The organism is Ensifer sp. NPDC090286, from assembly GCF_044769565.1.
Lineage (GTDB): Bacteria > Pseudomonadota > Alphaproteobacteria > Rhizobiales > Rhizobiaceae > Ensifer.
This window is the reverse complement of record NZ_JBIVYF010000002.1, coordinates 206,661-230,899: the sequence shown is the minus strand read 5'-3', so window position 1 is coordinate 230,899 and position 24,239 is coordinate 206,661. Positions and strand designations below refer to the sequence as shown.

At 63.0% G+C, this 24,239-nt stretch carries 21 protein-coding genes; 11 read left to right on the top strand and 10 right to left on the bottom strand.

The features are described 5' to 3' along the window. Positions 1-24: 24 nt before the first annotated feature. Both ACIQUG_RS11390 and ACIQUG_RS11385 read right to left on the bottom strand, forming a co-directional pair. Positions 25-1,176 carry an efflux RND transporter periplasmic adaptor subunit gene (locus tag ACIQUG_RS11390; protein ID WP_402321216.1) on the bottom strand — a complete coding sequence of 384 codons (1,152 nt, stop codon included), beginning with the start codon at positions 1,174-1,176 and terminating at the stop codon, positions 25-27. A 56-nt stretch (positions 1,177-1,232) separates the two neighbouring features. Further along, entirely contained in the window at positions 1,233-1,835 is a 603-nt protein-coding gene (locus tag ACIQUG_RS11385) for a TetR family transcriptional regulator (RefSeq protein WP_043611063.1), read from the bottom strand. A 263-nt stretch (positions 1,836-2,098) separates the two neighbouring features. On the opposite strand from ACIQUG_RS11385, the gene ACIQUG_RS11380 reads away from it, so the two are divergent. Continuing rightward, positions 2,099-3,067 (top strand): DUF808 domain-containing protein, encoded by a 969-nt coding sequence (locus ACIQUG_RS11380; RefSeq protein WP_402321211.1) that lies wholly within the window; start codon positions 2,099-2,101, stop codon positions 3,065-3,067. Positions 3,068-3,142: 75 nt separating this feature from the next. Here ACIQUG_RS11380 and speB read toward each other — a convergent pair whose 3' ends face one another. Further along, positions 3,143-4,096: an agmatinase gene (gene speB, locus ACIQUG_RS11375; protein WP_402321208.1), complete on the bottom strand. Its 954-nt coding sequence runs from the start codon at positions 4,094-4,096 to the stop codon at positions 3,143-3,145. 239 nt (positions 4,097-4,335) lie between these two features. Between speB and ACIQUG_RS11370 the strand changes: the two genes are divergently transcribed. From ACIQUG_RS11370 to ACIQUG_RS11355, 4 genes are read left to right on the top strand one after another with little or no spacing between them, the layout of a single operon-like run. Next, positions 4,336-5,442 carry a polyamine ABC transporter substrate-binding protein gene (locus tag ACIQUG_RS11370; RefSeq protein ID WP_402321205.1) on the top strand — a complete coding sequence of 369 codons (1,107 nt, stop codon included), beginning with the start codon at positions 4,336-4,338 and terminating at the stop codon, positions 5,440-5,442. Between the two features lie 30 nt (positions 5,443-5,472). After that, positions 5,473-6,540 (top strand): ABC transporter ATP-binding protein, encoded by a 1,068-nt coding sequence (locus ACIQUG_RS11365; RefSeq protein ID WP_402321203.1) that lies wholly within the window; start codon positions 5,473-5,475, stop codon positions 6,538-6,540. A gap of 9 nt (positions 6,541-6,549) precedes the next feature. Continuing rightward, positions 6,550-7,452, top strand: coding sequence for an ABC transporter permease subunit (locus ACIQUG_RS11360; RefSeq protein ID WP_402321200.1), 903 nt, complete (start codon positions 6,550-6,552; stop codon positions 7,450-7,452). A 10-nt stretch (positions 7,453-7,462) separates the two neighbouring features. Beyond that, on the top strand, positions 7,463-8,260 hold the full coding sequence (locus ACIQUG_RS11355; protein ID WP_402321197.1) for an ABC transporter permease: 798 nt from the start codon (positions 7,463-7,465) through the stop codon (positions 8,258-8,260). 54 nt (positions 8,261-8,314) lie between these two features. Here ACIQUG_RS11355 and ACIQUG_RS11350 read toward each other — a convergent pair whose 3' ends face one another. Further along, positions 8,315-9,199 (bottom strand): LuxR C-terminal-related transcriptional regulator, encoded by an 885-nt coding sequence (locus tag ACIQUG_RS11350; protein ID WP_402321194.1) that lies wholly within the window; start codon positions 9,197-9,199, stop codon positions 8,315-8,317. Between the two features lie 385 nt (positions 9,200-9,584). Here ACIQUG_RS11350 and ACIQUG_RS11345 point away from each other — a divergent pair, with 385 nt between their 5' ends. From ACIQUG_RS11345 to ACIQUG_RS11335, 3 genes are all read left to right on the top strand, one after another. Then, on the top strand, positions 9,585-9,962 hold the full coding sequence (locus tag ACIQUG_RS11345) for a cupin domain-containing protein (protein WP_402321191.1): 378 nt from the start codon (positions 9,585-9,587) through the stop codon (positions 9,960-9,962). 14 nt (positions 9,963-9,976) lie between these two features. Further along, positions 9,977-11,371: an NAD(P)/FAD-dependent oxidoreductase gene (locus ACIQUG_RS11340; protein ID WP_402321189.1), complete on the top strand. Its 1,395-nt coding sequence runs from the start codon at positions 9,977-9,979 to the stop codon at positions 11,369-11,371. Positions 11,372-11,557: 186 nt separating this feature from the next. Then, the gene (locus ACIQUG_RS11335) at positions 11,558-14,542 is read left to right on the top strand and encodes an autotransporter domain-containing protein (protein WP_402321186.1); all 2,985 of its coding nucleotides are present in this window, start codon (positions 11,558-11,560) and stop codon (positions 14,540-14,542) included. A gap of 44 nt (positions 14,543-14,586) precedes the next feature. Here ACIQUG_RS11335 and ACIQUG_RS11330 read toward each other — a convergent pair whose 3' ends face one another. The 5 genes from ACIQUG_RS11330 to ACIQUG_RS11310 all read right to left on the bottom strand — a co-directional run bounded on the left by ACIQUG_RS11330 (position 14,587) and on the right by ACIQUG_RS11310 (position 20,257). Further along, positions 14,587-15,669 (bottom strand): SGNH/GDSL hydrolase family protein, encoded by a 1,083-nt coding sequence (locus ACIQUG_RS11330; RefSeq protein WP_402321183.1) that lies wholly within the window; start codon positions 15,667-15,669, stop codon positions 14,587-14,589. A 25-nt stretch (positions 15,670-15,694) separates the two neighbouring features. Continuing rightward, positions 15,695-16,942, bottom strand: a complete 1,248-nt coding sequence (locus ACIQUG_RS11325) for a hypothetical protein (protein WP_402321181.1) — start codon at positions 16,940-16,942, stop codon at positions 15,695-15,697. 66 nt (positions 16,943-17,008) lie between these two features. Next, a complete protein-coding gene (locus ACIQUG_RS11320) occupies positions 17,009-17,422 on the bottom strand; it encodes a hypothetical protein (protein WP_402321178.1) in 414 nt (137 codons plus the stop codon). 385 nt (positions 17,423-17,807) lie between these two features. Next, the gene (locus tag ACIQUG_RS11315) at positions 17,808-18,491 is read right to left on the bottom strand and encodes a response regulator (RefSeq protein WP_402321175.1); all 684 of its coding nucleotides are present in this window, start codon (positions 18,489-18,491) and stop codon (positions 17,808-17,810) included. Then, complete coding sequence (locus tag ACIQUG_RS11310) at positions 18,452-20,257, bottom strand: sensor histidine kinase (protein WP_402321172.1); 1,806 nt, start codon at positions 20,255-20,257, stop codon at positions 18,452-18,454. Before ACIQUG_RS11310 ends, ACIQUG_RS11315 begins: the two co-directional genes overlap by 40 nt. Before the next feature lie 481 nt (positions 20,258-20,738). Between ACIQUG_RS11310 and ACIQUG_RS11305 the strand changes: the two genes are divergently transcribed. From ACIQUG_RS11305 to ACIQUG_RS11295, 3 genes are read left to right on the top strand one after another with little or no spacing between them, the layout of a single operon-like run. Beyond that, on the top strand, positions 20,739-21,170 hold the full coding sequence (locus tag ACIQUG_RS11305) for an SxtJ family membrane protein (RefSeq protein WP_043611091.1): 432 nt from the start codon (positions 20,739-20,741) through the stop codon (positions 21,168-21,170). Positions 21,171-21,216: 46 nt separating this feature from the next. Then, on the top strand, positions 21,217-21,366 hold the full coding sequence (locus ACIQUG_RS11300) for a DUF5989 family protein (RefSeq protein ID WP_089043047.1): 150 nt from the start codon (positions 21,217-21,219) through the stop codon (positions 21,364-21,366). A gap of 12 nt (positions 21,367-21,378) precedes the next feature. Then, positions 21,379-23,211: a carbamoyltransferase gene (locus tag ACIQUG_RS11295; protein WP_402321167.1), complete on the top strand. Its 1,833-nt coding sequence runs from the start codon at positions 21,379-21,381 to the stop codon at positions 23,209-23,211. 56 nt (positions 23,212-23,267) lie between these two features. Here ACIQUG_RS11295 and ACIQUG_RS11290 read toward each other — a convergent pair whose 3' ends face one another. Next, positions 23,268-24,206: a LysR family transcriptional regulator gene (locus tag ACIQUG_RS11290; RefSeq protein ID WP_402321165.1), complete on the bottom strand. Its 939-nt coding sequence runs from the start codon at positions 24,204-24,206 to the stop codon at positions 23,268-23,270. Positions 24,207-24,239: the final 33 nt, after the last annotated feature.

Here is a 24,239-nt window from a genome sequence, read left to right as displayed (position 1 = left end):
GCTCGGTTCCGCGGTTTTCGGGTGTCAGCGCAGGAGGGGGACTTCGGCCTGGGCCGAAGCGGAGTGCTGCATTGTCGCGTTCGAGATCGTCACCTTGAGATCGTCTGCCATGAACTGCGTCCCGGCGGCGACGACGAGATCGCCAACCGCAAGGCCGTCGGTGACGCGCACGCCGTCGGTGGTGAAGTCGGAAAGCGTGACCGGGCGGCTGCGGACGGTTTCCGTACCGCGGTCGACAACCCAGACGATGGTGTAGCCGTCCTTCTGGGCAAGCGCGCTCAAGGGAACCGAGACATAAGGCTTGCCGCTGCCGGCAGAAGCCTCGACGGTGGCGGTCATGCCGAGCAGCACCCGCGGATCGTTCGGCAGGCTCACCCGCACGGAAAAGGTCCGCGACTGCTGGTCGGCGCTACCCGCCACCTCGCGCACCGTGCCATCCAGCGACAGGCCGGTGTCGGACCAGAGCCCAACCTTCACCGGAAGACCGGTCTTGAAATTGGCGATCTCCGTCTCGGGCACGGCGACCTGCACTTCCTTTTCGCCCTCGACGGCGACGGTGGCGACAGGTGTGCCCGAGCCGACGACCTGGCCGACATCGGCATTGATCGTGGTGACGATGCCCGGCCGGTCGGAGACAAGGTTCGTATAGGTCACCTGGTTTTCCGCTTGCGACAGCGCCGACTTCGCGGCGTCGCGCGTCGCCACGGCCTGGTTGTAGCTCAGCACCGACTGATCGAACTGGGCCTGCGAGGCAAACTTCCGGGCGAGCAGTTGTTCGGCGCGGTCGCGCACCAGCTTGACCGTCTCGACCTGGCGCTCGGCCGCTTCCAGATTGGCCGAGGCGCTGCGCACGGCAAGCTCGTAGTCGGTAGCGTCGATACGGGCGAGCAGATCGCCGACCTTGACGCGGTCGCCGACATTGACGACCCGCTCGACGATCTTGCCGCTGACGCGGAAGCCGAGGTTCATTTCGGTCCGCGCCCGAACCGAGCCGGAATAGCTGAGCTGGCGGGCCGTGTCGGCCTCGGCGATCTCGACGACCTTGACCGGGCGCACGACAGCAGTGGCTTCGGTCTTTTCCTGCGAGCAGCCGGCAAGGGTCGCCGTGAGCGTCGTAAGGAGTGCAGCAGTGGCAAAGAATGAAATACGGCGGCGAAATTCTAAGGGCTTAAACATGTTCGCACTCCCAAAACAGGCTGGCGCAGGCAGAAGCCGCGCCGGAAATATTTCTGCTAAACTTTCAATGCGTTAATCGCGAACTCGACCAGCTCTTCGGGGCTTGCACGGTTCGATTTGCTCAGACACTGGGCGACCATTTGCGGATGACAGAGCGTGACGGTCGCAGCCCCGAAACAGCGGGACGCGGCATCGGCGTCCTGGTCGCGGAACTCGCCCGCGGCAATGCCTTCGCGGATGACGTCGGCGAGAAGCGCGTCGATCCGGTCGATATGCTTGTCGATAACGTGCCATTCGCGCTCGATGGCAACGATCACCATCTCGTGCACCTTGGTATCGTCGAGCATGAGTTCCACCGTCATGCGGTGCTGGGCATGGACGTAGCGGCGCAGACGCTCGCTGGCGGTGAGCGGCAATTGGCAGATCTCCTGCGCCTGCTGGTAGCTTGCTGCGAGCATCCGCGCGCAAAGCGCCTGGTGGATCTCAGCCTTCGACGCAAAGAAGCGGTAGATGTTTGCCGGCGACATGCCGAGCTCGCGGGCGATGTCGGCCACGTTGGTCTTGCTGTAGCCGAAATGCCGGAACAGGCCCTCCGCCGCATCGAGGATGCGCGTGATGTTGTCCTGCCGTGTCTGGTCGACGACGATATCGTTGCTCACCGGATCGCTGGCCTTTCGATTTACGACTGACGAATTTTGTATTTCGTCAGTCGTAAATCGAAACGAGGTGTGCGTCAATGGCACAGGCCGGGCAACGCGATCACGTTTGAAGACCAGAATGGCCGGCGCCGAACCGCCGGAAGCCTCCGCGATGCGAGACCACGATTGATGCAACCCCGGCTGCCGTTGACTCGACACGCTATGGTGGTTACTGGCGACTTAACCGCCACTTTTCGGATTTCTCTCAAAGGGTTCAGCCATCAATGGCCACAGGTCTCATCGCCCTCCTCGACGATATCACCGCGATCGCCAAGATGGCTGCCGCCTCGCTCGACGACGTCGCCGCCCAGACGGTGAAGGCCAGCACCAAGGCCGCAGGCGTGGTGATCGACGACGCGGCGGTGACGCCCCGCTATGTCGTCGGCCTGACGCCGGAGCGGGAGCTGCCGATCATCGCGCGGATCGCCTTCGGCTCGCTCAAGAACAAGCTGCTCTTCCTTCTGCCCGGAGCCCTTCTTCTCGGCTACTTCGCCCCCTGGGCGATCACGCCGCTGCTCATGGTCGGCGGCATCTATCTCTGCTACGAGGGCGCCGAGAAGCTCTATGGCGCGCTTTTCCCCCATGCCGCCCATGCGCATGAGGAAGCCGTGCTCGGCGCAACCAGCGATCCGGCAGCCCTTGAAAACGAGAAGGTTGCCGGCGCCATCCGCACCGACTTCATTCTTTCCGCCGAGATCATGGCGTTGACGCTCTCGACCGTTGCCGAAGCCAGCATCTACATGCAGGGCGCGGTTCTGGCCGGCGTCGGTATCCTCATCACGCTCGCCGTCTACGGAGCGGTCGCCCTGATCGTGAAGGCCGACGACGCCGGCGTCGCGCTTGCCAAGAACCCCGTCTCGCTCCTGCGTCCGCTCGGCCGCGGGCTCGTGCTCGGCATGCCGGTCTTCCTCAAGCTGCTCGCCGCCATCGGCACGGCCGCCATGCTCTGGGTCGGCGGCAGCATCCTCGTGCACGGCATGGCGCAGATGGGCCAGGCCGGTCCGGAACATTTGATCCACGACATCTCCGAGCACGTCGCCCAGGCGCTTCAGGTCGCCCCCGGCTTCGTCGGCTGGCTCGCGACCTCGGCGCAGCAGGCCCTGCTCGCCATCGTCGTCGGCGCCGCGACCATCGTCGTCATGGGCAATGTCGTCGCGCCGATCTGGAGCCGCCTGCGACCGGCAAAGAACTGAAGGTAGTCGAAAGGTCTTTGGAAAGGAGGCCGCCTCCGGCCTCCTGCCAATCCGCACCTAAGCTCGCCGGAAGCATTACCGCTTGTACTTCACGCCCGGCAGCACGCAGAGCATTTCGTAAAGCAGGTTCGCCGCGGTGATCGCGGTCGTGCCCGTCGTGTCGAAGGGCGGGCTGACCTCGACGAGATCGGCGCCGACGAGGTTGAGGCCGCGGCAACCGCGGATGATCTCGATCGCCTGGATGATGGTCAGGCCGCCGATCTCCGGCGTGCCGGTGCCCGGCGCATAGGCCGGATCAAGGCTGTCGATGTCGAAGGTCAGGTAGGTCTTGTGGTTGCCGATCTTCGCGCGGATGCCTTCGATCAGCGGCACCAGCGACTTGTGCCAGCATTCCTCGGCCGGGACGACGGTAAAGCCCTTGTCGCGCGACCAGTCGAAATCGTCGGACGCATAGCCGGTGCCGCGCAGGCCGATCTGGAAGACGAGATTGGGATTGAGGCAGCCGTCCTCATAGGCGCGGCGGAACGGCGTGCCGTGGGCAATCTTTTCGCCGAACATCGTGTCGTTGATATCCGCATGCGCATCGACATGGATGAGGGCGACCGGCCCGTGTTTTTCCGCGACCGCCTTCAGGATCGGGTAGCTGATCGTATGGTCGCCGCCGAGCGTCAGCGGAATGCAATCGTGCTTCAGGATCTCGCCGATGCCGCGGGCGATGATCTCCATGTTGGCCGGCAGGTTGAAGGTGTTGATGGCGATGTCGCCGATATCGGCGACCTGCAGGCTTTCGAAGGGTGCTGCGCCCGTCGCCATATTGTAGGGGCGGATCATCACGGATTCCGCGCGGATCTGGCGCGGTCCGTAGCGGGTGCCGGAACGGTTGGACGCGCCGATATCCATGGGGATGCCGACGAAGCACGCATCGAGGCCCTCAGCCGACGTCGCCGTCGGGAGGCGCATCATCGTGCCGGGGCCGCCGAAGCGGGGCATGTCGTTGCCGCCGAGCGGCTGGTTGAATTTTTCGTCCATGGAAGTTCTCCCTTTCTGTCGCCGGAACCCTAGCAGCCATTGCCACCGGAGAAATGCCCTTTGATCGAACGTTACTTCGATGCGGGTCAAACAATCACCCTTGATGCAGCAAAGGCAGGCGTCGATTGCGGTTTACGCCGCCGCCATGCCTCCCGCACCTAGCCAAAGGGAGTGTTGCCCTCCAAGGACCCGCCGATCACTTTGGCGAAAACAAAAATACCGTGTCCTTGGGAGGAACCATGCAAAACTTAACCCCCACCGCCCTGCGCTCCATGTTTGCGGCGTCGCTCGTCGCCCTTGCGGCCTCAACGGCGGCCCACGCGCAGGACAAGCTGTTCATCTACAATTTCTCCGACTACTTCGCCGAAGACACCGTTTCGAACTTCCAGGCGAAGACCGGCGTCGAAACTCGGGTCGACTTCTACGATTCCCTTGAAGTGCTCGAGACCCGGTTGCTTGCCGGCGGCAGCGGCTTCGACGTCGCCTTCCCGAGCGCCACGGTCGGCGAGCGTCTCATCCAGTCCGGCGCACTGAAGCCGATCGATGTCACGGCGCTCAAGAACTATGGCAATCTCGATAAGGACCTCCTCAAGCTTGTCGCCGAGCACGACCCCGAGAACAAATACCTTGTTCCCTATATGTGGCTGACGACGGGGGTCGCCTACAACGCCAAGCTCGTCGCCGATCGCCTGCCCGATGCGCCCACCAACAGCCTCGACATGTTCTTCAAGCCCGAGGTCGCGGCGAAGTTCCAGGACTGCGGCATCGGCATCGTCGACGCGCCGAACGAGGTGATCCCGATCGCGCTCAACTATCTCGGCCTCGATCCCTATTCGACCAAGCCGGATGACCTCGACAAGGCGAAGGAGCTCTTGCTCAAGCTTCGTCCCTACATCCGCCATATGCAGAGCGGCCAGCTCGTCGCCGACATGGCATCGGGCCAACTGTGCCTGGCGCTGATGTGGAGTGGCGACGCCGGCATTGCCGCTGCCCGCGCCGAAGAGGCGGAGACCGGCGTTGCGGTCGACTATTCGATCCCGAAGGAAGGCACGATCATCTCCTTCGACACGATGGCGATCCCGGCCGACGCGCCGGATCCGCAACAGGCGCTCGCCTTCATCGACTACATTCTTGAGCCGAAGACGGTCGCGGCGATCAGCAACCACGTCTTCTACGCCAACGCCAATGCAGCGGCGACACCGGAAGTCGATTCTGCGATCCGCGACAATCCGAACATCTATCCGCCTGCCGAAGTCCGTTCCAAGCTCTTCGTCGACAAGTCGCTGCCGCCGCGCCAGACGCGCGAGCGCACCCGCGTCTGGTCGGCGTTCAGAGCCGGCCAATAGCGCGAACCGTCAACAGCAGGACCAGATCCCGTGCCATCCTATATTTCGATCGAGAACCTGGCGAAGTCCTATGGCGTCGTCGCGGCCGTCAACAACATCAACTTGGGCATCGAGAAGGGCGAATTCTTCTCCCTCCTCGGGCCCTCGGGCTGCGGAAAGTCGACGCTGCTCAGGATGATCGCCGGCTTCGAGACGCCAACCTCGGGCGCGATCAGGCTGGAAGGGGCCGATGTCACCGACGTGCCGGCGCACAAGCGCCCGACCAACATGATGTTCCAGTCCTATGCGCTGTTTCCGCACCTGACCGTCGGCAAGAACATCGCATTCGGATTGCAACAGGACGGGCTCGACAAGAGCGAAATCCGGAAGCGGATCGACGAGGTTGCGGAAAAGCTGCAACTGACCGCACTTCTCGATCGCAAGCCGGTGCAGCTTTCCGGCGGCCAGCGCCAGCGCGTGGCGCTCGCCCGCGCGCTGGTCAAGCGGCCGAAGGTGCTGCTGCTCGACGAGCCCTTGGGCGCGCTCGACAAGAACCTGCGCACGGAAACCCAGCTCGAACTCGTCCGCCTGCAACGCGAACTCGGCCTCACCTTCATCATCGTCACCCACGACCAGCACGAGGCGATGACCGTCTCCACCCGCATCGCCATCATGAAGCAGGGGCAGGTGTTGCAGGTCGGTTCACCTTCGGAAGTCTATGAGGCGCCGCGATCGCGCTACGTCGCGAAGTTCCTTGGCGAAACCAATGTCTTTGCCGGTGGACGCACGGAGCGGAGCGGCGAAGAACTGCGGATCGACAGCGATGAGGCCGGCGGCGGCGTGCGCGCCGCCTTCACCGACCAGGTGGCGCTCGACCGGCCGTTCTGGGTTTCGGTCCGACCCGAACGGGTGGAACTTGCGACTTCGGGCAGCGGTCTTGAAGGCACCGTGGAGCAGCTCACCTACACCGGCGTTGAGCGGCACTATCGCGTGCGGCTGAAGTCGGGCGCGACACTCGACGCGCGCCGGGTCAACCTTGGCGCTGAGAGCGATCTCGGCGTCGGCGATCGGGTGTTTGCAAGCTGGCCGCCGCAGGCAAGCCGGCTGCTGGCCGAATAGGAGAGCACCATGACTTCCGTTTCGGCATCGCCCGCAAAGGCGAACTGGGGCAAGCGCCTGCTGATCGCCATTCCCTATGCCTGGCTTCTCGTGTTGTTCCTGGCACCGTTCGCGCTGGTCGCCGGCATCAGCCTCTCGACCGTGCGGCTCGGCATGCCGCCCTTCGAGCCGCTGACCGCCTGGGACGGATCGATCCTCAATCTCAGGCTCAACTTCGAGAACTTCCTCTATGTGCTCACCGACGACACCTATCTTCTGGCCTATCTGACGAGCCTGAAGATCGCTGCGATCTCGACTGCCGCCATGCTGTTCATCGCCTATCCGCTCGCCTATGGCATCGCATCCTGCTCGCCGTCATCGCGATCGCTTCTCGTCTTCCTGGTCATCGTGCCGTTCTGGAGTTCGATGCTGATCCGCGTCTATTCCTGGATGAGCATCCTGAGGAACGACGGTCTTCTGAACGCGCTGCTGCTGAAGATCGGCCTGATCAGCGAGCCGCTGCGCATCCTCAACACCGAGACCGCAATCTATATCGGTATCGTCTACACCTACCTGCCCTTCATGGTGCTGCCGATCTACTCGACCTTGAGCAGCGCCGACCGCACCCTGATCGAGGCGGCACGCGATCTTGGCTGCTCGCGCATCTCCGCCTTCTGGCGGGTCACCTTCCCCTTGAGCCTGCCCGGTGTACTGGCCGGCTGCGCGCTGGTCTTCATCCCGGTCGTCGGCGAATTCGTGATCCCGGATTTGCTCGGCGGGGCCGACACGCAGATGATCGGCCGCGCCATCTGGCTCGAATTCTTCAACAACCGCGACTGGCCGATGGCGGCTGCCGTGACGATCGTGCTGCTCGCCCTTCTGGTCGTGCCGATCGTCTATTTCCAATCACGCCAATCGCGCGAACAAGGCTGAGGAGCAAGCGATGACCAAACCAAGCTGGTTCAATCGGCTGTCGATCCTGTTCGGCCTCGCCTTCCTCTATCTGCCGATCGTCGTGCTTGTCGTCTACAGCTTCAACGGCTCGAAGCTCGTAACGGTCTGGGGCGGTTTCTCCACCCAATGGTACGCGACCGTTCTCAACAACCCCTCGATCATCGAGGGCGCGAAGGTCAGCTTCCTGGTTGCGGCGGTCTCGGCCACCGCTGCAACCCTTCTCGGCACGCTTGCCGCCGTCGTCATGGTGCGGCTGCGACGCTTCCGCGGTCGGGCGCTCTTGAACGGCATGCTGCTTGCGCCGATGGTGATGCCCGAGGTGGTGATGGCCGTCTCGATGCTTCTGATGTTCGTGACGCTCGGGATCGACCGCGGGCCGCTGACCATCACGCTGGCGCACACCACCTTCACGCTCTGCTTTGCGACCGTCGTCTTGCAATCGCGGCTAGTCGAGCTCGACCCGTCGCTCGAGGAGGCAGCACGCGACCTCGGTTGCCCGCCGGCGAAAGCCTTCGTCAGCGTCGCCTTACCGAACATGATCCCGGCGCTCGTCTCCGCCTGGCTTCTGTCCTTCACCTTGTCGCTGGATGATCTGGTGATCTCGAGCTTCACTACCGGGCCGGGCGCCTCGACCCTGCCGATGAAGATCTATTCGCAGATCAAGTTCGGCGTGACGCCGGAGATCAACGCGATCTCGACGATCATCCTCGGCATCGTCGTGCTGGGCTTGGTCGCCGCGCAACTCGTCTCGCGGCGCTCCGAACAAAGGGTAAGCGCCACCGCTTAAGGCATCTCCTGGGAAGAGGTGCTTCTGCGGAATTGCCGACGCAGCGCGCTGGGATCAATGCGGTCTCAGCGCGCCAGCCGGCGAAAGATAGGTGGCCAGCGGATCTTCAAACGCATTGCTCGCCGAAGACACGGCGTCGATGAACAGCGAGAACAGCGCCGTCTGCGAGGTGATGTCGAGCTTGGCATAGAGATTGCGGCGATGCAGCTTGACGGTTGCCGGCGAGATGCCGAGCTTTTCGGCGGCACCCTTGACCGAGTAACCGCGCAGGATCATCTGCGCCACCTGGCACTCGCGGTCGGTCAGCAGGCTGCGACCAAAGTTCCTGACCGCCTGCGCCAGGGCGCTTTGCAGCGGCGAGCCGTCGTCGCCCAGACTTTCGGGCCTCAGATCGCGATAGTGCCGAAGCACGGCCATGCTGATGAGCGGCGCCGCACTCTGCAGGAAATCCTGGTCTTCGCCGCTGAAGGCGGCGTGCGCATGGCGCCGCGCCAGAGAGATTGCGATCTTGGTGTCGGCATCGATGCCAATGAAGACGTTGAATTCGTCGTGCAGGCCCGAATGCCGGTAATAGTCGCGGTAATATTGCGACCGGTCGAACGACGGATCGATCTGCCGCAGGCGGTAAAGCCCGTCGTCGCCGTTGTCGAGCGCCAGCCGGTAGAACGGGTCCATCCGGTACGGCCCCTGCAGATAGGCGCGGATATCCGACAGCCCCCTGTCCGTGCGCCAGTCGTTGTAAAGGATCTTCGGCGCGGCGTCGCGTCGATAGAGGAGCATCAGGCCGGCATCGATTGCGATATGCCGCTTGAGCGAATGTGTCAGCCGGTCCTGGAAATCTGAGCGGCCCACCCCCTCCATCAGCGACAGCGCCAGATCGCCCACGCCAGACACCTGCTGCGTCGGCGCGCAGACTTTGATGATCGTATTATCGTTCATGTTGTTCTCCTCCAAGCACAGACTAGGTGAAGGTTCGGCCCGTCGCAAGTAACGGATTTTCACTACGGGATTTCCAAAACTATCTTTTGGTGAACCAAAACAACGGCCTAGGCGGCGGACATCCAGCGGGACAAGGCCTCGCGACGCGGGACGAACGGAATGCAGCGGCCCGAACCTAGCCCTTTGGCGTATTCCGACCTGCGGTCCCGGCGCCTAGAAAAATGGTGCAAGCCGCACAGTAGATCCGCGGCAGGCAGGGCGGCACAGGACTGCCGAGACGGCATACTGCTCTCGGCCATCTGGTCGTTCCGCAGAAGAATGAAGCAACGAAACCCTGGCGCGTGGCCGATCGATTTGGCGCTCGTCTTTCTGAACTGGAGTGAACATGTCGAAGGTCATCAAACTCGGGCGCGATGGTGTCGGCCTCAACGCGCTCGAAAAATGCAGCGTCGTGCCGCCGGAGGCGATCCTCTCGGGCGTTGCGGACGAACTCGGCGACGTGCATTTCGAAAGCCCCGACAAGGCCGTCGTCATCGGCACCTGGCAGTCGACCCCCTACGCGGAAATGCTGTCCTATCCCGATGGCAACGAATACAGCGTCATTCTCTCGGGCAAGGTCGCAATCACCAACCCCGATGGTTCGATCGAGACCTTTACGGCGGGCGAAAGCTACGTGCTTCCAGCCGGCGTCGAGGTTCGTTTCGAGGTGATCGAGACGATGCGCAAGGTCTACGTCCTCTACACCGCCCCTGCCGCCAAGTGATGTGAGCCGTCCCCATGACCAAGGTAAGAAGCAAAGCTCTTGCAGATGTGACGATGACGCCCTTCTGGCTCGACCGGCCGGATGCGCCTGAGCCCCGAGAACGGCTGTCGCGACATCTGAAAGCCGACCTGCTCGTCGTCGGCGGCGGCTTTACCGGATTGTGGGGCGCCATTCAGGCAAAGCAGCGCCGGCCCGAGATCGAGGTCGTGCTGATCGAGAAAGGCTCGGTCGCCAACGGCGCTTCGGGCCGGCCGGGCGGCGTGGTCTCGACCTCGGTCATGCACGGGCTTTCGAACGCCGTGCGCATTTTCCCGAAGGACATCGCAGCGCTCGAGAAGCTCGGCCAGGAGAACATGCACGGCTTTCTCAAGACGCTTGAGGAGCATGCGATCGATTGTCATGCCGAATGGGGCGGGGAGCTGACCGTCGCGGTCGACGACGCCCATATCGAGGCGCTGCACGAGGAGCACGAACTTCACCTGAAATACGGTCATCAGGCGGCCTTCCTCGATCAGAGCGCGGTCCGCGCCGAAATCAATTCGCCACGCTACAAAGCCGGCGTCTGGTCGAAGCATATCTGCGGCACGGTGCATCCGGCGCTGCTCGCCTTCGGGCTGAAGCGGGTCGCGCTCACGCTCGGTGTACGGATCTTCGAGAACACCGAACTGACCGGTCTCGAAGACCTCGGCGACCGGATGAAGGCGCACACGCCTTCCGGCAGCGTGACCGCGCCGAAAGTGCTGCTCGCCACCAATGCCTTTGCCTCGGGCCACAGGAAGATCAAAAACAGGGTCGTCGCCGTGCGCGACCGGGTGCTGGCGACAGAGCCCCTGTCGGCAGACCAGATGGCATCCATCGGCTGGAACCATCGCCAGGGCGTCTACGACACCCGCACCCAGATGAACTACATGCGGCTCACCAAGGACAACCGCATCATCTTCGGCGGCCGCCTCGCCTATGCCTTTGCCGGCGATCCGTTTCCGTCGGTCGACCGGGAACTCGATACCTATGAGCCGCTGGCCGCCGCCTTCTTCGATACCTTCCCACAACTCGAAGGCCTGCGCTTCACCCATGCCTGGAGCGGTCCGATCGATCTCAGCACCCGCATGGCCGTGCACTTCCAGCGCTACCATGATGAAAAGGTCGTCTATGCTGGCGGCTATTCCGGCTTCGGCGTCTCGGCCTCGCGTTTCGGCGCGCGCATCGCGCTCGACATTCTCGACGGATCGAAGACGCCGGAGAGCCGGCTGGATTTCGCCACCAGCCTTCCGAACACGATCCCGCCCGAGCCGTTCCGCTGGCTCGGCGCACAGATCACCATGTATGCGCTCGACACCGCCGACAAGTCCGGCGGCTGGCGCAGGCCGTGGCTGAAAATGGTCTCGGCCATGGGCTTCCCACTCAGTTGAGCGTGCGTTTTCCGACGCTTTCAACGGGCAAGCGGAGCCGAAACCTTCGGCTCCGCCACCGGCCGATGGCGGCGTCGCATCCGGCCCGGGCGCAACGGTGGTAGTAAATCGTTAACCATGATTAGATAGCCAAAGCTACCCATTCCGCTGGCTGATTCGCGAGCGTTCGTAGCACCGGCGGCACCCATGCGACAAACACCGCTCGCGGTTCTTTCCAAACGCCTCGGCCTTTTCACGGCACTAGCTTCCCTTGCCTTCTCGACGCCTGCACTTGCCCAGTCCGTTTGGACCGGGGGAGCCGACAATGAATTCGGCAACGGTGCGAACTGGGCGCCGGCGCTGCCCGGTGCAAACGACGCAGCGGAGGTCAGCACCGGTTCTCCGCAGGTCAACGACGGCCGGACGATCCGCCAGCTCGGCGTCGACGGCGGCAATGTCACCATCTCCAACACCGGCGCGCTGACTGTCACCAACGGCAGCACGATCAATTCGGGAAGCGTCAGCATCAATGCAGGCGGCGAACTCACCTCCGATGTCGAACTGAACGGCGGCAGCCTGTCGATCGACGGGGACCTCAACGGACGGCTGACGCTGAACAACGGCAACGTGTCGGTGAACGGAACGTTGGACAGCGCCAGCGTCGGCAGCGCCACGTCGCTCTCCAACAACGGCCAGGTCGGTGACGTCAACGTCTCGGCCGGGGGTACTTTCGTGAACAACACCGGCGCCGTCGCCGGCGCGACGGTGAATGCCGGTACCGCCTCCAACGCCGGAACCATGGGCTCGCTCACCAACACCCAAGGGAATTTCACCAACAACACCGGCGGCACCATCACCGGGAAAACGACGGTGTCGGGCGGAACCGTCACCAACAACTTCGTCGTCACCGATGCGGATGTCGCGGCCGCCGCAGCCTTCGTCAACAACAATGGCGCAACGGCGGGCGCGATGACCAACGCCGGCACGGTCTCGAACGCCGGCACCATCGCGTCGGTGCGCAACGACGCCGGAAGCTTCACCAACAATTTCGGCGGCGAAGTGACCGGCGAGACGACGGTGTCGGGCGGCGCCGTCACCAACAATGCGACACTCGGTGCGGTGACCGTCGGCGCGAACGGCACCTTCACAAACACCTCGGGGGCGAACGCCGGCGCGGTCATCAACAGCGGGTCCGCGTCGAATGCCGGCACGATCGCCGGACTGACCAACACGGCCGGAAACTTCGCCAACAATGCCGGCGGCACCATCACCGGGAAGACGACGGTTGCAGGCGGCACCGTGACGAACAACTTCGTCGTCACCGACGCAGACGTCGCGGCCGCGGCCGCCTTCGTCAACAACAGCGGCGCCGTCGCCGGCAACGTCGCCAACGCCGGCACCCTGTCGAATGCCGGAACCATCGCGTCCGTGCGCAACGATGGCGGATCCTTCACCAACAACGGCAACGGCACGGTGACCGGAAAGACAACCGTTGCCGGCGGCAGCGTCGTCAACAATGCGGCGCTCGCAGATGTCGAGATCGGCGCCAACGGCACGTTCACCAACAACAGCGGCGCGACAGCCGGGGCCGTCTCCAACGCCGGCACCGGGTCGAACGACGGAACCATTGCCTCGCTCGCAAACAGCGGCGGCCTGTTCCAAAACACCGGCACGGTCAGTGGCGCGGCAAGCATCACGGGCGGCACGCTCGTCAATCAGGGGACGATCGCCGGGACTGTCCAAATCTTCGACGGCGGTCTCTTGTCCGGCAGCGGCATCGTCGGCGGCCTGACGGTCAATGCCGGCGGCGTGGTCTCGCCAGGCCCGGGCATCGCGGTTGCAACCGTCAACGGCGACCTGACGTTCCGTTCGGGCTCGATCTATCAGGTGGATGTGGATGCGGCGGGGCAATCCGACCGCCTGGCCGTATCGGGCGCGCTTTCGCTTGAGGGCGGCAGGCTCGCGGTCCTCGCGGGCAGCGGCGTCTATGACCCGTCGACGAGTTACACGATCGTTTCCGCCGGCACTGTCAGCGGCCAGTTCGACGCGGTGACCAGCAATCTTGCCTTCCTTTCGCCGACGCTGACCTATGGCGCCACCGGCATCGATCTGACGCTCGACCGCAACGACGTTGCCTTCGCTGACCTTGCAGAAACCGCCAACGGGCGCGCGACGGCAAGCGCCGTCGAAGCGTTGGGCGTCACGAACCCGCTCACGCTGGCCGTGCTCTCTCTGGATGATGCAACGGCCGCAAGCGCCTTTTCCCAGCTGAGCGGAGAAGTCCACGCCTCGGTCAAGAGCGCGCTGATGTGGGACAGCCGCTTTCCGCGGGACGCCATTCTGGAGCGCGCGAGCTCCGCCGTCTCGACACTTCAGGAAACAGAGGACGCCGTCTTCTGGACGTCGGGTTTTGCAGGCACGGGCCATTTGTCCGGTGACGGCAACGCCGCCGCTATCGATAGCCGTACGGCAGGTGTTCTCGTCGGCGCCGATATGGCGGTTTCCGACGATTGGCGCCTCGGCGGGATCCTCGGCTACAGCCATCTCACCGTTCAACCGCAGGCGCGCGTCGACGCCTACCATGCCGGCCTCTACGGATATGGGAACATCGGGGCGCTGAACCTTGTAGGCGGCGCGATCTATACCCACAACGAGGTTTCGTCGGAGCGTGACCTCGCATTCGGCTCGTTCGCCGATCACCTGACCGCCGACTACGACAGCACCGTTGCACAGGTTTTCGCCGACCTTTCCTTCACGCTCAGTGCGGACGACGTCAGGCTGCAGCCGTTCGCAAACCTGGCCTATGTCTATCTCGATACGGATGCGTTCCAGGAAAACGGTGGTTCGGCAGCGCTATCGGCAGAAGGCGCCACCGACGACGCCATGCTCACGACCATTGGCCTGCGCTGGTGGGCGGATCTGCCGGTAGACCAGATGCCGGTTTCCGCCTCCGGCATGCTCGGATGGCGCCATGCGGAAGGCGACCTTTCACCGTCCGCACGCCTTGCCTTTGCCGGTGGCAGCCCGTTTACCATCGCGGGCGTTCCCATCGCGCGCGATGCGCTGGTGGTGGAAGCGGGCATTTCCGCCCGGCTCTCCAAATCAGCCCGGTTGGCAATCACCTATCTCGGCGAATTCGGCGACGGCGCGCGGTCGAGCGCCGGCCGCGCAAACCTGATCGTCGATTTCTAAATCGCATGTCTACCAAGGCCGGCAACAACCGACCAAGGGCCGCTTCACGGCTGGACCTTGGCGACCGACCCGGTTCCGGCAAAGAGGTCCGGGTAGGAGCGTTCCAGCGTTCCGGCGATCGCAGCGGCGAAGCGCTCGTTGGCGATCCGGTTCGGGTGTGCATCCGACGGCGACACCCACAACGTTTCGGGAACGAGATCCTCGACCGACGGGCGAAGATCGAGGAAGGGAACCTTCTCGCTTTCGGCGATCTTTTCGACCGCGCCGGTGACTTCCGGGAACGGATACTGCTTGACTTCATGCAGTTCGGGATAGTTGACGATCACGAGCTTGATGCCGCGCTCGCGGCAGAAGCTGATTAGCCGCCGCATGGCATCCTGCCCTTCCGTCCAGCCGGGCTGGTCGGCTTCATAGAGGCCCCGGTAATAGGCCTTCCAGTCCGCCCGGCCGAGGAAGATGCGCGAGATCTTGTCGACCGCCGAGGCGAGCACGACATAGGCCTGCGAATATTCGCCCCAGCCGACCTGGTGACGACGCGGCGTCGGCTCGGCATCGTTGATGAAATAGTTGAGCACGACCACATCCGGCTTGAGCTCGATGCCCTTGGTCATGAAGTAGGCAACTTCCATCTGGGTGTTGTAGTTGCCGACACCGGTGTTGATCACCTCGTATTTCGGTGCCCCCTGGCTGCCGCCGTTGAGGACCGCTTCCAGCAGCCTGGACGGCGTGTCTTCCTCTTTGACGCCCCAGCCGAAAGTCAGCGAATCCCCGAGCATCATCACGCGCGTCGTCCCGGCGGTCACCGGGCCGATTTCGCGGTTGCGCAGACCGACGGAGTTGATGCTGACCGGCACACCCATGAACACGCCGCTCGAATTGGGAATGTGCTCGTGGCCGATCGCCGGCTCGGCGCTGACCCGTTTCAGGTCGCGGGCGTATTTCCACATCTCGAGGTCGAAATCCATGCCGTTGTCGAAGACGGTGCGCGCCATGCCTTCGATCATGAGACCGCAGAGCACGAGGCTGAAGGCCGTCGCGAGAACAGCAAGCAGGGCACGTTTGAGAATGGAGGACTTCCGGACGCTGTTTTGTTCCATTTGAACGACACGTGTTGCATTGGAATTCATCGGATCTTCCTTTCAGGTCCGCCGATTACTGTCCGACCTGAGAAAACTTCAGGCAATCAGGCTCCACCGGAGCGGTTTTTACGAAGGGGTGCTCGCCGACCGTCAGGCCCTTGCCGCCGCTCCAATCATTGACCAGCCACTGGTCGATCGCTTCCGCGACAAGGAAATGTCCGAGCGGAGAAAGGTGCTTGTCGCCGATGCCATAGGTTTTCATCGGATCGTTGGCAGAGAGCTTTTCGGTCGGATCGACCACGTACACGCCGGGCGTCGCAGCGGCGAACGCCTTGATCATTTCACGTTGTTTTTCCGGCTGCAGGCCGTCGTCGCGGCCAGCCAGTTCCGCCCAGCCCGGCAGGATGACGACGAGCAGCTCGGCGCCGTTGGCGCGGGCGTCGTCGGCAAGCCGGACGAACAGGCGCCGCGTCAGCTCGATCGCGTGGCCGATGTCGCGGCGCGACGCCCGGTCGCCGACATAGGGTCTGAGCAGCGTCGAATAGAACCAGTTGTAGAGCTTGCTGTTCTGCCACAGGTACAGATGCGCCTGCAAAGCGAGGCTGGGCTTCTTCGTTCCGCTGCCGGCCGGCTCGACGGTGATGTCGACGGACGACGGTGTCAGCACCGCACGCTCGGCATTGTCCTCGAGGTCGGTGCTGAGCGAGAGGCCGACGACGACGAGTTTATGAGGGATGCTGTGGCCCTTGTCCTCGTAGACCCGGATCTCGTTCGGCTGGCCGTAGCCGCCGGTGCCGTAGTTCTTGAGAAGCAGCTGCGGGTGCCATGCGTTCAGCAGCGAACTGAAGGTTTCGCTTTCCTTGACGAGCGAGCCGCGCACCATGGAATCCCCGAGCACGAACACCGGAGACCCCGTTCCCGTCGCATTGTCGCGGAAACCGTCGCTGTTGATCTGGACGCGGTTCCAGGGGTCGAGCGGGCTGAAGCGCTCGAAATAGCTGTTGCCCGGTATTTCGGTATAGCCATAGAGCGCATGCGACTGATGCCGCGCCCGTGGCACGCCGCAATAGACATATTCGCCCTCGCCGACCGGAAGCTGCAGGCTCGGCACCATACGCAGCAGCATCTCGCACAGCAGAATGGCGACGAGGCCCGAGACGAGAATGATCAGCCCATCCATGATGCCGCCGAAATTGCGCGAACGGCGCATGCGCTTCAGGGTGCCGCTCGACGAGGGCTTGTTCTGATCGATGAAATCCGCAGGCGTCGCCGTCGGATTGTTGTTGTTGAGCGCATCCTGACGTTCGGCTTTTCGGGACATGTCAGCTGACACCTTGATTGTGCGATCTGTGTTGAAACATTTCGGATTGTTGCCGCATCGCCCGCTTCAGGCGCTTCCGGCCTCGCGCCAATAGGATCGTGCCAGGCTGGCGAGATAGGTGGTCGTACGCCTCGCCGTCTTTGCGACGGAGGGACGCTTCGGTTCGCCAGAGGTTGCGTGTTCGCCCGATTTTGCGAGCCGGATGCGCTTGGATGCATCCGGCCGCAGGAGCTCGATCGGTCGAAGCAATCCGGGCAAAGTCCCGTACCCCGTCAACTGGTCGCGAAACAGGGTGGTCGCGGCATAGACGACATCCGCCGTCTCGACCGCTTCCCGCACGCGGACATCATCCGAAATCTTGACGTAAAGCACGCCGGGAATGAAAAGAGGCAACGTCGGTACCACGGGATCCAGGATCCGGTTGACCGCGGCCGGCGTCACCTCGTTTAAAACGAAGACGGTAAGCCGCTTCTGGCTCAAACGATAACCCTTTATGATTATCTCGACCGGAAGCCGACCGTCTGTTTCAGCTATTTCAATAACACTTTGAACATGCATAGTGGCTCTCCGGAACAGAGAAGAACACCGTCAATATTTTCAGAATACGAGAACATGAATCTATTCGTTATATAGCGACATTAGCTTCGGAGGTTTCACTTCGCTGCCGGAGACGCCTTACAATTCCGAACTCTATCCCAGGATTTTCGTTCTGAATATATCCAGATGGATATACTCCGGCCCTGTTTCTTACAGTTCGCTTGCGGCAAAAAACGCCGATCGCGGCGTCTCCTTGCCGCGGGTTCGATCGTTTTTGAAGGAGGGGGTCAGCGCAAAGGCAGGCGGCCCGCAAGCGCGGCCGGCGCCGTCACGAAGGGCTTTTCGGGAGCCGGTTCGCCAGATTGGCCAGCTCGACGCGTGTCGAGATGCCGAGCTTGCTGTAGATGCTGTGGAGATGCAGCTTGACCGTGCCCGGCGATATGCCGAGCCGGGCGCCGATCTCCTTGCTTCGGATGCCGGAGGCCGCCAGCCGTGACACCTCGATCTCGCGCTGCGTCAACAGGTCGACGCCCCTGGTCTCAACGGCTTCCTGCGCGCGTATCCGCTCGATCGCGGACTTCAGCGCCTGGTCCTGGAAATAGGTCTTGCCGCTGGCCACGACATTCATGCAGTCGATCAGGGTGTCCGGAGCCTGTTCCTTGAGGACGATGCCGTTCACCCCGAGCCGGATCGCTTCGGCAACCTGGTCGTCGCCGATATCAGCCGTCAGGATGACGATCGCGATCTGCTGTCCGTGGGTGCTGCGCACCTGGCGTATGAATTCGAGCCCACCCATATGCGGCATGCGAAGGTCGGCGACGACGATATCGGCGCCCCGCTCGGACAGGACCTGCAGCGCATCGGTTGCACGCTCGCAGGTCGCCACCACCTCCCAGCCGGGCACGGTCTCGATCAGCCGGCGCAGCCCGTCGAGCACGATCAGATGATCGTCGACGACGACAGCGCGCAACGCTATTGCGGCATTGGCAGCATGACGACCACTCGAGTCCATTCCGCTATCCTTTCGATCGCAAGCTTTCCGCCACGCGCTGCCGCCCGTTCGCGCAGGCTCCGCGGTCCGATTTTGTCCCGTTCCAGCTCGGCATGGTCAAGGCGCTCACCATAACCGAAGCCGACCCCGTCGTCGTCGATCGTCAGCACGATCGATCCGTTGTCGATCCTGACCATGATCCTGACCTTCTGCGCGCCGCCGTGCCTGACCGCGTTGGCGGTCGCCTCGGAGGTCATGCGCGCCAGCTCGTAGGTCAGCGCCAGCGGCAGGTCGATGCCGGACGGCGGGTCGAAGGCGATCGAGACGTCGATCTGCCATTGCTGTCGCAGCCGCGCGGCAACCGCTTCCAGTTGTCGCTCGAGCTGCATTTCGCCGGTAGCCTGGAGATTTCCGCCCGGCTCGAGCGCGCGAATGAAACCGCGAAGCTCCCGCTGTTCTTCGAGCAGCATCGCCTGGATGGCCTCGAGGCGTTCGGCAATCACCTCCGGCCCTGCATCCTTGAGCTTGCGCAGCGACTGAAGCTGCAGTGCCGTGCCCGCCAGCGCCTGAAGCACGCCGTCGTGCAGGTCGCGGCCGATGCGGATGCGCTCGTCGACGGCAGCCTCGTCGCTCAGGCGCCTGACCAGGATCGCCTGTTCGAACAGCGCCTTGATCCTGTCGGCGATGATTTCAGCGATCGCCACGTCGTCAAGCGTGAGCGCCGGCGGCTCCAGAACGAAGAGACGCGCCTGCAGGTCGTCGACCTGAAAGTAGGTCGAGACCGCGGCGTTGATGTTGAACGCCTCCACAAGCGCCGGCGAGATCGGCGGGTCTGGATCGGACCATTGATGAAACCGCCCCTCGCCCACATGCACGAGAAGCCGGCCACGGGCGGCCTCGGTGATCAGCAGGCTGCTTTGCAGCAATTTTTCATCCGTCCAGGTGCCGAAGGCATCGGGCGGCATCTGCATGACCTCAAGTTCGCCTTCGTTCCAGAGGGCCGCATAGGTCCAGGGCTCCTCCGCATCGGTCCACAACAGGAGAGCCCGCGGCACCAGCATGACATGGGCGGCATAATCGAGCGCCGCGCGCGCCGGCCACTCGCGGCCACGCGGCTGGCTCGGTGTTCGCTGCACCAGCCGAAGCAGCTCGGCCCGGACCGCCTCCTGGTGGGCGCCGAGCCAGACGAGCAGCGCAGCCGCAACGAAGATGAAGAGGATGCGCGAGGCGTTCGTCGTCGTATCGGCATCCGGATCGAGCATATCACCGGCATCGAAGTAGCCGAGGTAGAGCAGGGCCGCCAGGCAGACGAGACCGGTGTAGAGCGCCCCGCGCCAGCGCCAGTGCAGCGTCGCCGACAGCAAGGTGAACGGCATCAGCATGAAGAACGGGCTCGCCGGACCGTCGGTCATCGACATGAACGTCGCAAACGCCGCGACATCGATGATGTGACGCACCAGCGTGCCGCGCACCCGCGAAATCTCCGTCCGCCAGACGAGGAAGGCGGCTGCGATCGCATAGAAGAGATAGCCGATCAGCAGGAAGTAGATGGGCTCTGGTGGCAGCGGCACGTGAACGGAATCGAGCCAGGCGATCCAGACGCTGCCAAGCGCCAGCAGAATGCGCCCGACGGCAATCACCTTATCGGAGCGGGCTCGGAAGGTGTTCGTCCAGACCTTGCGACCGGACAACTGGTCCAGATCCATCGGCGCGCCGGTATGCGGCGGCGCGGCCGTCGTCGGGCTCACGCGGCGGGCGCTGAAACGGTTTGACGGCCCTAGCCTCATGCCAAGTCTCCGCTCTGCACCGCCCCTTGGAAAATAATCCTGCGCGTGACGAGCGAGAATAAATCAAATCGCGGCCACCGAGCGCCGCCGGCCGCATCTTCGACGACAAGGACGGCGCGGCCCTGGCAGCCGCTGCAATCTGCATATTCAAGTGTCGCCAGCATACGCTCGTCTCTTCCAGCGCTCAAATGCATTTGCCACCAGTATAGCCAAGGTTACGCACGCGCACCCGGACCACACGAACCTTGCACTGCTGCTGGCATGCCCTGGAACAGGGCCGACCAGCGGGCATCAACCCGAGTATCGGAAGATCGCGCCAAGAATCGAAAGCCCGATATGACCCTCTATATCCATTGGCATATTGACCTACCCCAGTATTTGCCGCTCATATTCTCCCAATATAAATGACTAAAAAGTTTTTCATTCGTCGGCACAATGAAAATTGTGCGTTTTTTAGCTAACCGCTTTGAGGTGGATAGCAATGAGCATTTCTCACGGACCACTGCACGAGAGGCCCCCGGAAGGACCGTCGAACAGAAGTTTCGGCTATACCGTCGGTGGCATCCTTACCCTGATTGCGCTCGTAAAATGGTGGCGGGCTTCCGAGATTACGACCGTTACGGCTGTGCTCGCCCTGATCGGCGTGGTTCTGGTCGTCCTGGCCCTGATCGCGCCTTCCACCCTAACACGCGCCAACCATCTCTGGATGCGGCTCGGCCTTGTACTGTTCAAGATCGTCAATCCGGTCGTGATGTTCCTGATTTACGTCACGACCTTCGTGCCGATCGGCTTTTATCTCAGGCTGCGCGGCAATGACGCGTTGACCGAACAGTTCGACAAGAACGCCAAGACCTACTGGATCGACAAGCCGCAGGCCGAAGCAGCCCAGGCAACGATGAAGAACCAGTTCTGAATTTTGAAGAACCTATCCCTTATTGTATTGGACAGAGGACACGAAAATGGACCTTGCTAGGGAACTCCTGTCTTACATGGGCAACCGGAAGAAGTACTGGTTGCTGCCGATCCTGGTCATGACGACCATCTTCGGAACCCTGGTGGTACTGACGCAGGGAACGGCCGTCGCCCCCTTCATCTATACGCTGTTCTAGGGCGGCACCATCGTGCGTATCCTCGGTATCTCGGCCTTTTATCACGATAGCGCGGCCGCGCTCGTCGAAGACGGGCGCATCGTAGCCGCCGCACAGGAAGAGCGCTTCACGCGCCGGAAACACGACCCCGACTTTCCGGCGCGGGCAATAGAGTACTGCTTGTCGGAAGCAGGCTGCACCATGAACGACATCGACCATGTCGTCTTCTACGAAAAGCCGTTCCTGAAGTTCGAGCGGCTCGTCGAGACCTATCTTGCGACAGTGCCGCACGGCTTCAGTTCGTTTCGCGTGGCGATGCCGGTCTGGATCAAGGAAAAGCTCTTCCAGAAGAAGATGCTGCGCAAGGATCTCGGCAAGCTTGTCGGCAAGAAGGAATGGGACGGCTCGCTGCTTTTCACCGAGCACCACCAGTCCCATGCGGCGAGCGCCTTCTTTCCCTCGCCCTTCGCCTCCGCCGCAGTCCTCACCATGGACGGCGTCGGCGAGTGGTGCACCACGTCGCTTGCCCATGGCCATGACAATCGCCTCGACTTCCTGAAGGAGCTGCATTTCCCGCACTCCCTCGGCCTGCTCTATTCGGCCTTCACCTATTATACGGGCTTCAAGGTCAATTCGGGCGAGTACAAGGTGATGGGGCTTGCGCCCTACGGGCGGCCGCGTTTCGCGCAGACGATCCTCGACAACCTGATCGATCTGAAGGACGACGGCTCGTTCCGTCTGGATCAGCACTATTTCGGCTATTGCACGGGCCTGAGGATGACCTCGCCGGCCTTTAACGACCTCTTCGGAGGCGAACCCCGCAAGCCGGAATCGCCGCTGACCCAGCGTGAGATGGACCTGGCGGCTTCCGTTCAGGTCGTGACCGAAGAGGCGGTCATGCGGCTCGCCCGCTATGCCCGGCGCCAGACGGGCGAAAAGAACCTCTGCCTTGCCGGCGGCGTCGCGCTCAACTGCGTGGCGAACGGCAAGCTGCTGAAGGCCGGGATCTTCGACGACATCTGGATCCAGCCTGCCGCCGGCGATGCTGGCGGCGCACTCGGGGCGGCTCTTTCGGTCTGGCACGAATATCTCGGAAGCACGCGCGTCGTGAAGGACGGCGATGCCATGTCGGGCGGCTATCTCGGGCCAGCCTTCGCGCAAGGCGAAGTCGAGCAGCGGCTTGCCAATGCCGGGGCGAACTTCGAGGTCCTTTCGGACGAGGAGATCACCTCCTCCACCGTCTCGGCACTGACCGAGGAAAAGGCGGTCGGCTGGATGCAGGGGCGGATGGAATTCGGCCCACGCGCACTCGGCGGTCGGTCGATCCTCGGCGACGCCCGTTCGCCGACGATGCAGAAGATGCTCAATCTCAAGGTCAAGTACCGCGAGAGCTTCCGCCCCTTCGCTCCGTCGATCCGGCGCGAAGATCTGTCGGACTGGTTCGACATCGACACCGACAGCCCTTACATGCTGCTTGTCGGCGACGTCCTGGAAAGCCGCCGCCTGCACGCCAATCATCCGCAGGAAAACCTGTTCGGCATCGATCTGCTCAACGTGCCGCGCTCGGAAATACCGGCGGTGACCCATGTCGATTACTCCGCCCGTATTCAGACTGTACACCGCGAGACCAACCCCCGTTACTGGGAGCTGTTGACCCGGTTCAAGGCGCGCACCGGCTGCCCAGTGCTCGTCAACACCAGCTTCAACGTGCGTGGCGAACCGATCGTCTGCAATCCGGAAGACGCCTATCGCTGCTTCATGGGAACGGAGATCGAGCGCCTCGTCGTCGGCAATTGCATGCTGAAGAAAGAAGACCAGCCGGCGCACCTGAAGCAGGACTACAAAGAGAACTTCGAGCTCGACTAGAACGGCCGGGCAACGTGTTCCTTCGGAACGCCGGGCCGCAGCAGCGACCCGGCGTTCTAGCGTCCGGCACGCAGGCGCGAGGCGCTCCGGCCGGACGGTGCAACGCCGAACTCGCTCGTCAGCAGCTTGACGAAAAACGGCACCAGCCCCGACTTCGCGCGCGCCTTGTCGAAGGCCGCCTGGAACGGCGCCCTGTAGCTGAAGAGATCCGGACGGATCGGCCGCAGCAGCCCTTCGCTGACATAGCGGCTGGCGAAGTGATCGGGCAGATAGCCGAGATAGCGCCCGGAAAGGATCAGCCGCGCCTCCGCCTCCATGTCGCTCACCGTCGCGCGCGGGTTGGCGATCGAGAAGATCTTGAGGTCGCGGGCATTCCAATAGGAGCGGCCGATCAGATTGTGGGACCGGATGTCGTCGATTTCGATCGTGCTGTCGTCGCGGGAAAACAGCGGATGCTCGGCCCCGCAGTAGAAGCGCTGCGTCTCCTCGTAGAGATCGACATATTCGAGCCCCAGCGTCGTGCGCGGGAAGCTGGCGATCGCGATGTGAAGCTCGCCGGTTATCACGTCGCGCAGCAACTCATGCGGCGGCCGGGTGACGATCGAAAGCGCCACCTCCGGCGCCTCGTCCGTCATCCGGGCAAAGACGCGGGTCAGGCGGGAGGCCGGGTCCGACAGGGTGTTGTCGATGAGGCCGACGGAAAGCGTGCCGTTCAGCCGGTGCTGCAGGCCCTTCATGCGGATATCGAACTGGTCGATCGTGCCGAACAGGCGCTTGGCCTCCTCGTAAACGGCACGCCCTTCCTCGGTGAGGCGAAAGCCAGACCGGCCGCGCTGGCAGAGGATCAGGCCGAGGCGGCTTTCCAGCGCCGAGATGTGATTGGAGATCGTCGATAGCGACAGGTTGAGCTCTCCCTGGGCGGCGGCAAAACCACCCGCCTCCACGATCGTCACGAAGATCCGCAGCAGCCGCACATCCAACGAGTCCAATGCCATTCGATCGCGCCCTTAGCTTGCGAAACTCCAAAG

Coding starts and splice junctions, on each gene's coding strand:
- ACIQUG_RS11340 (WP_402321189.1), top strand. CDS start 9,977: ATGACCAAGGTAAGAAGCAAAGCTCTTGCAGATGTGACGATGACGCCC.
- speB (WP_402321208.1), bottom strand. CDS start 4,096: ATGGACGAAAAATTCAACCAGCCGCTCGGCGGCAACGACATGCCCCGC.
- ACIQUG_RS11310 (WP_402321172.1), bottom strand. CDS start 20,257: ATGAGGCTAGGGCCGTCAAACCGTTTCAGCGCCCGCCGCGTGAGCCCG.
- ACIQUG_RS11330 (WP_402321183.1), bottom strand. CDS start 15,669: ATGAATTCCAATGCAACACGTGTCGTTCAAATGGAACAAAACAGCGTC.
- ACIQUG_RS11380 (WP_402321211.1), top strand. CDS start 2,099: ATGGCCACAGGTCTCATCGCCCTCCTCGACGATATCACCGCGATCGCC.
- ACIQUG_RS11350 (WP_402321194.1), bottom strand. CDS start 9,199: ATGAACGATAATACGATCATCAAAGTCTGCGCGCCGACGCAGCAGGTG.
- ACIQUG_RS11390 (WP_402321216.1), bottom strand. CDS start 1,176: ATGTTTAAGCCCTTAGAATTTCGCCGCCGTATTTCATTCTTTGCCACT.
- ACIQUG_RS11290 (WP_402321165.1), bottom strand. CDS start 24,206: ATGGCATTGGACTCGTTGGATGTGCGGCTGCTGCGGATCTTCGTGACG.
- ACIQUG_RS11360 (WP_402321200.1), top strand. CDS start 6,550: ATGACTTCCGTTTCGGCATCGCCCGCAAAGGCGAACTGGGGCAAGCGC.
- ACIQUG_RS11345 (WP_402321191.1), top strand. CDS start 9,585: ATGTCGAAGGTCATCAAACTCGGGCGCGATGGTGTCGGCCTCAACGCG.
- ACIQUG_RS11335 (WP_402321186.1), top strand. CDS start 11,558: ATGCGACAAACACCGCTCGCGGTTCTTTCCAAACGCCTCGGCCTTTTC.
- ACIQUG_RS11305 (WP_043611091.1), top strand. CDS start 20,739: ATGAGCATTTCTCACGGACCACTGCACGAGAGGCCCCCGGAAGGACCG.
- ACIQUG_RS11300 (WP_089043047.1), top strand. CDS start 21,217: ATGGACCTTGCTAGGGAACTCCTGTCTTACATGGGCAACCGGAAGAAG.
- ACIQUG_RS11325 (WP_402321181.1), bottom strand. CDS start 16,942: ATGTCCCGAAAAGCCGAACGTCAGGATGCGCTCAACAACAACAATCCG.
- ACIQUG_RS11355 (WP_402321197.1), top strand. CDS start 7,463: ATGACCAAACCAAGCTGGTTCAATCGGCTGTCGATCCTGTTCGGCCTC.
- ACIQUG_RS11370 (WP_402321205.1), top strand. CDS start 4,336: ATGCAAAACTTAACCCCCACCGCCCTGCGCTCCATGTTTGCGGCGTCG.
- ACIQUG_RS11315 (WP_402321175.1), bottom strand. CDS start 18,491: ATGGACTCGAGTGGTCGTCATGCTGCCAATGCCGCAATAGCGTTGCGC.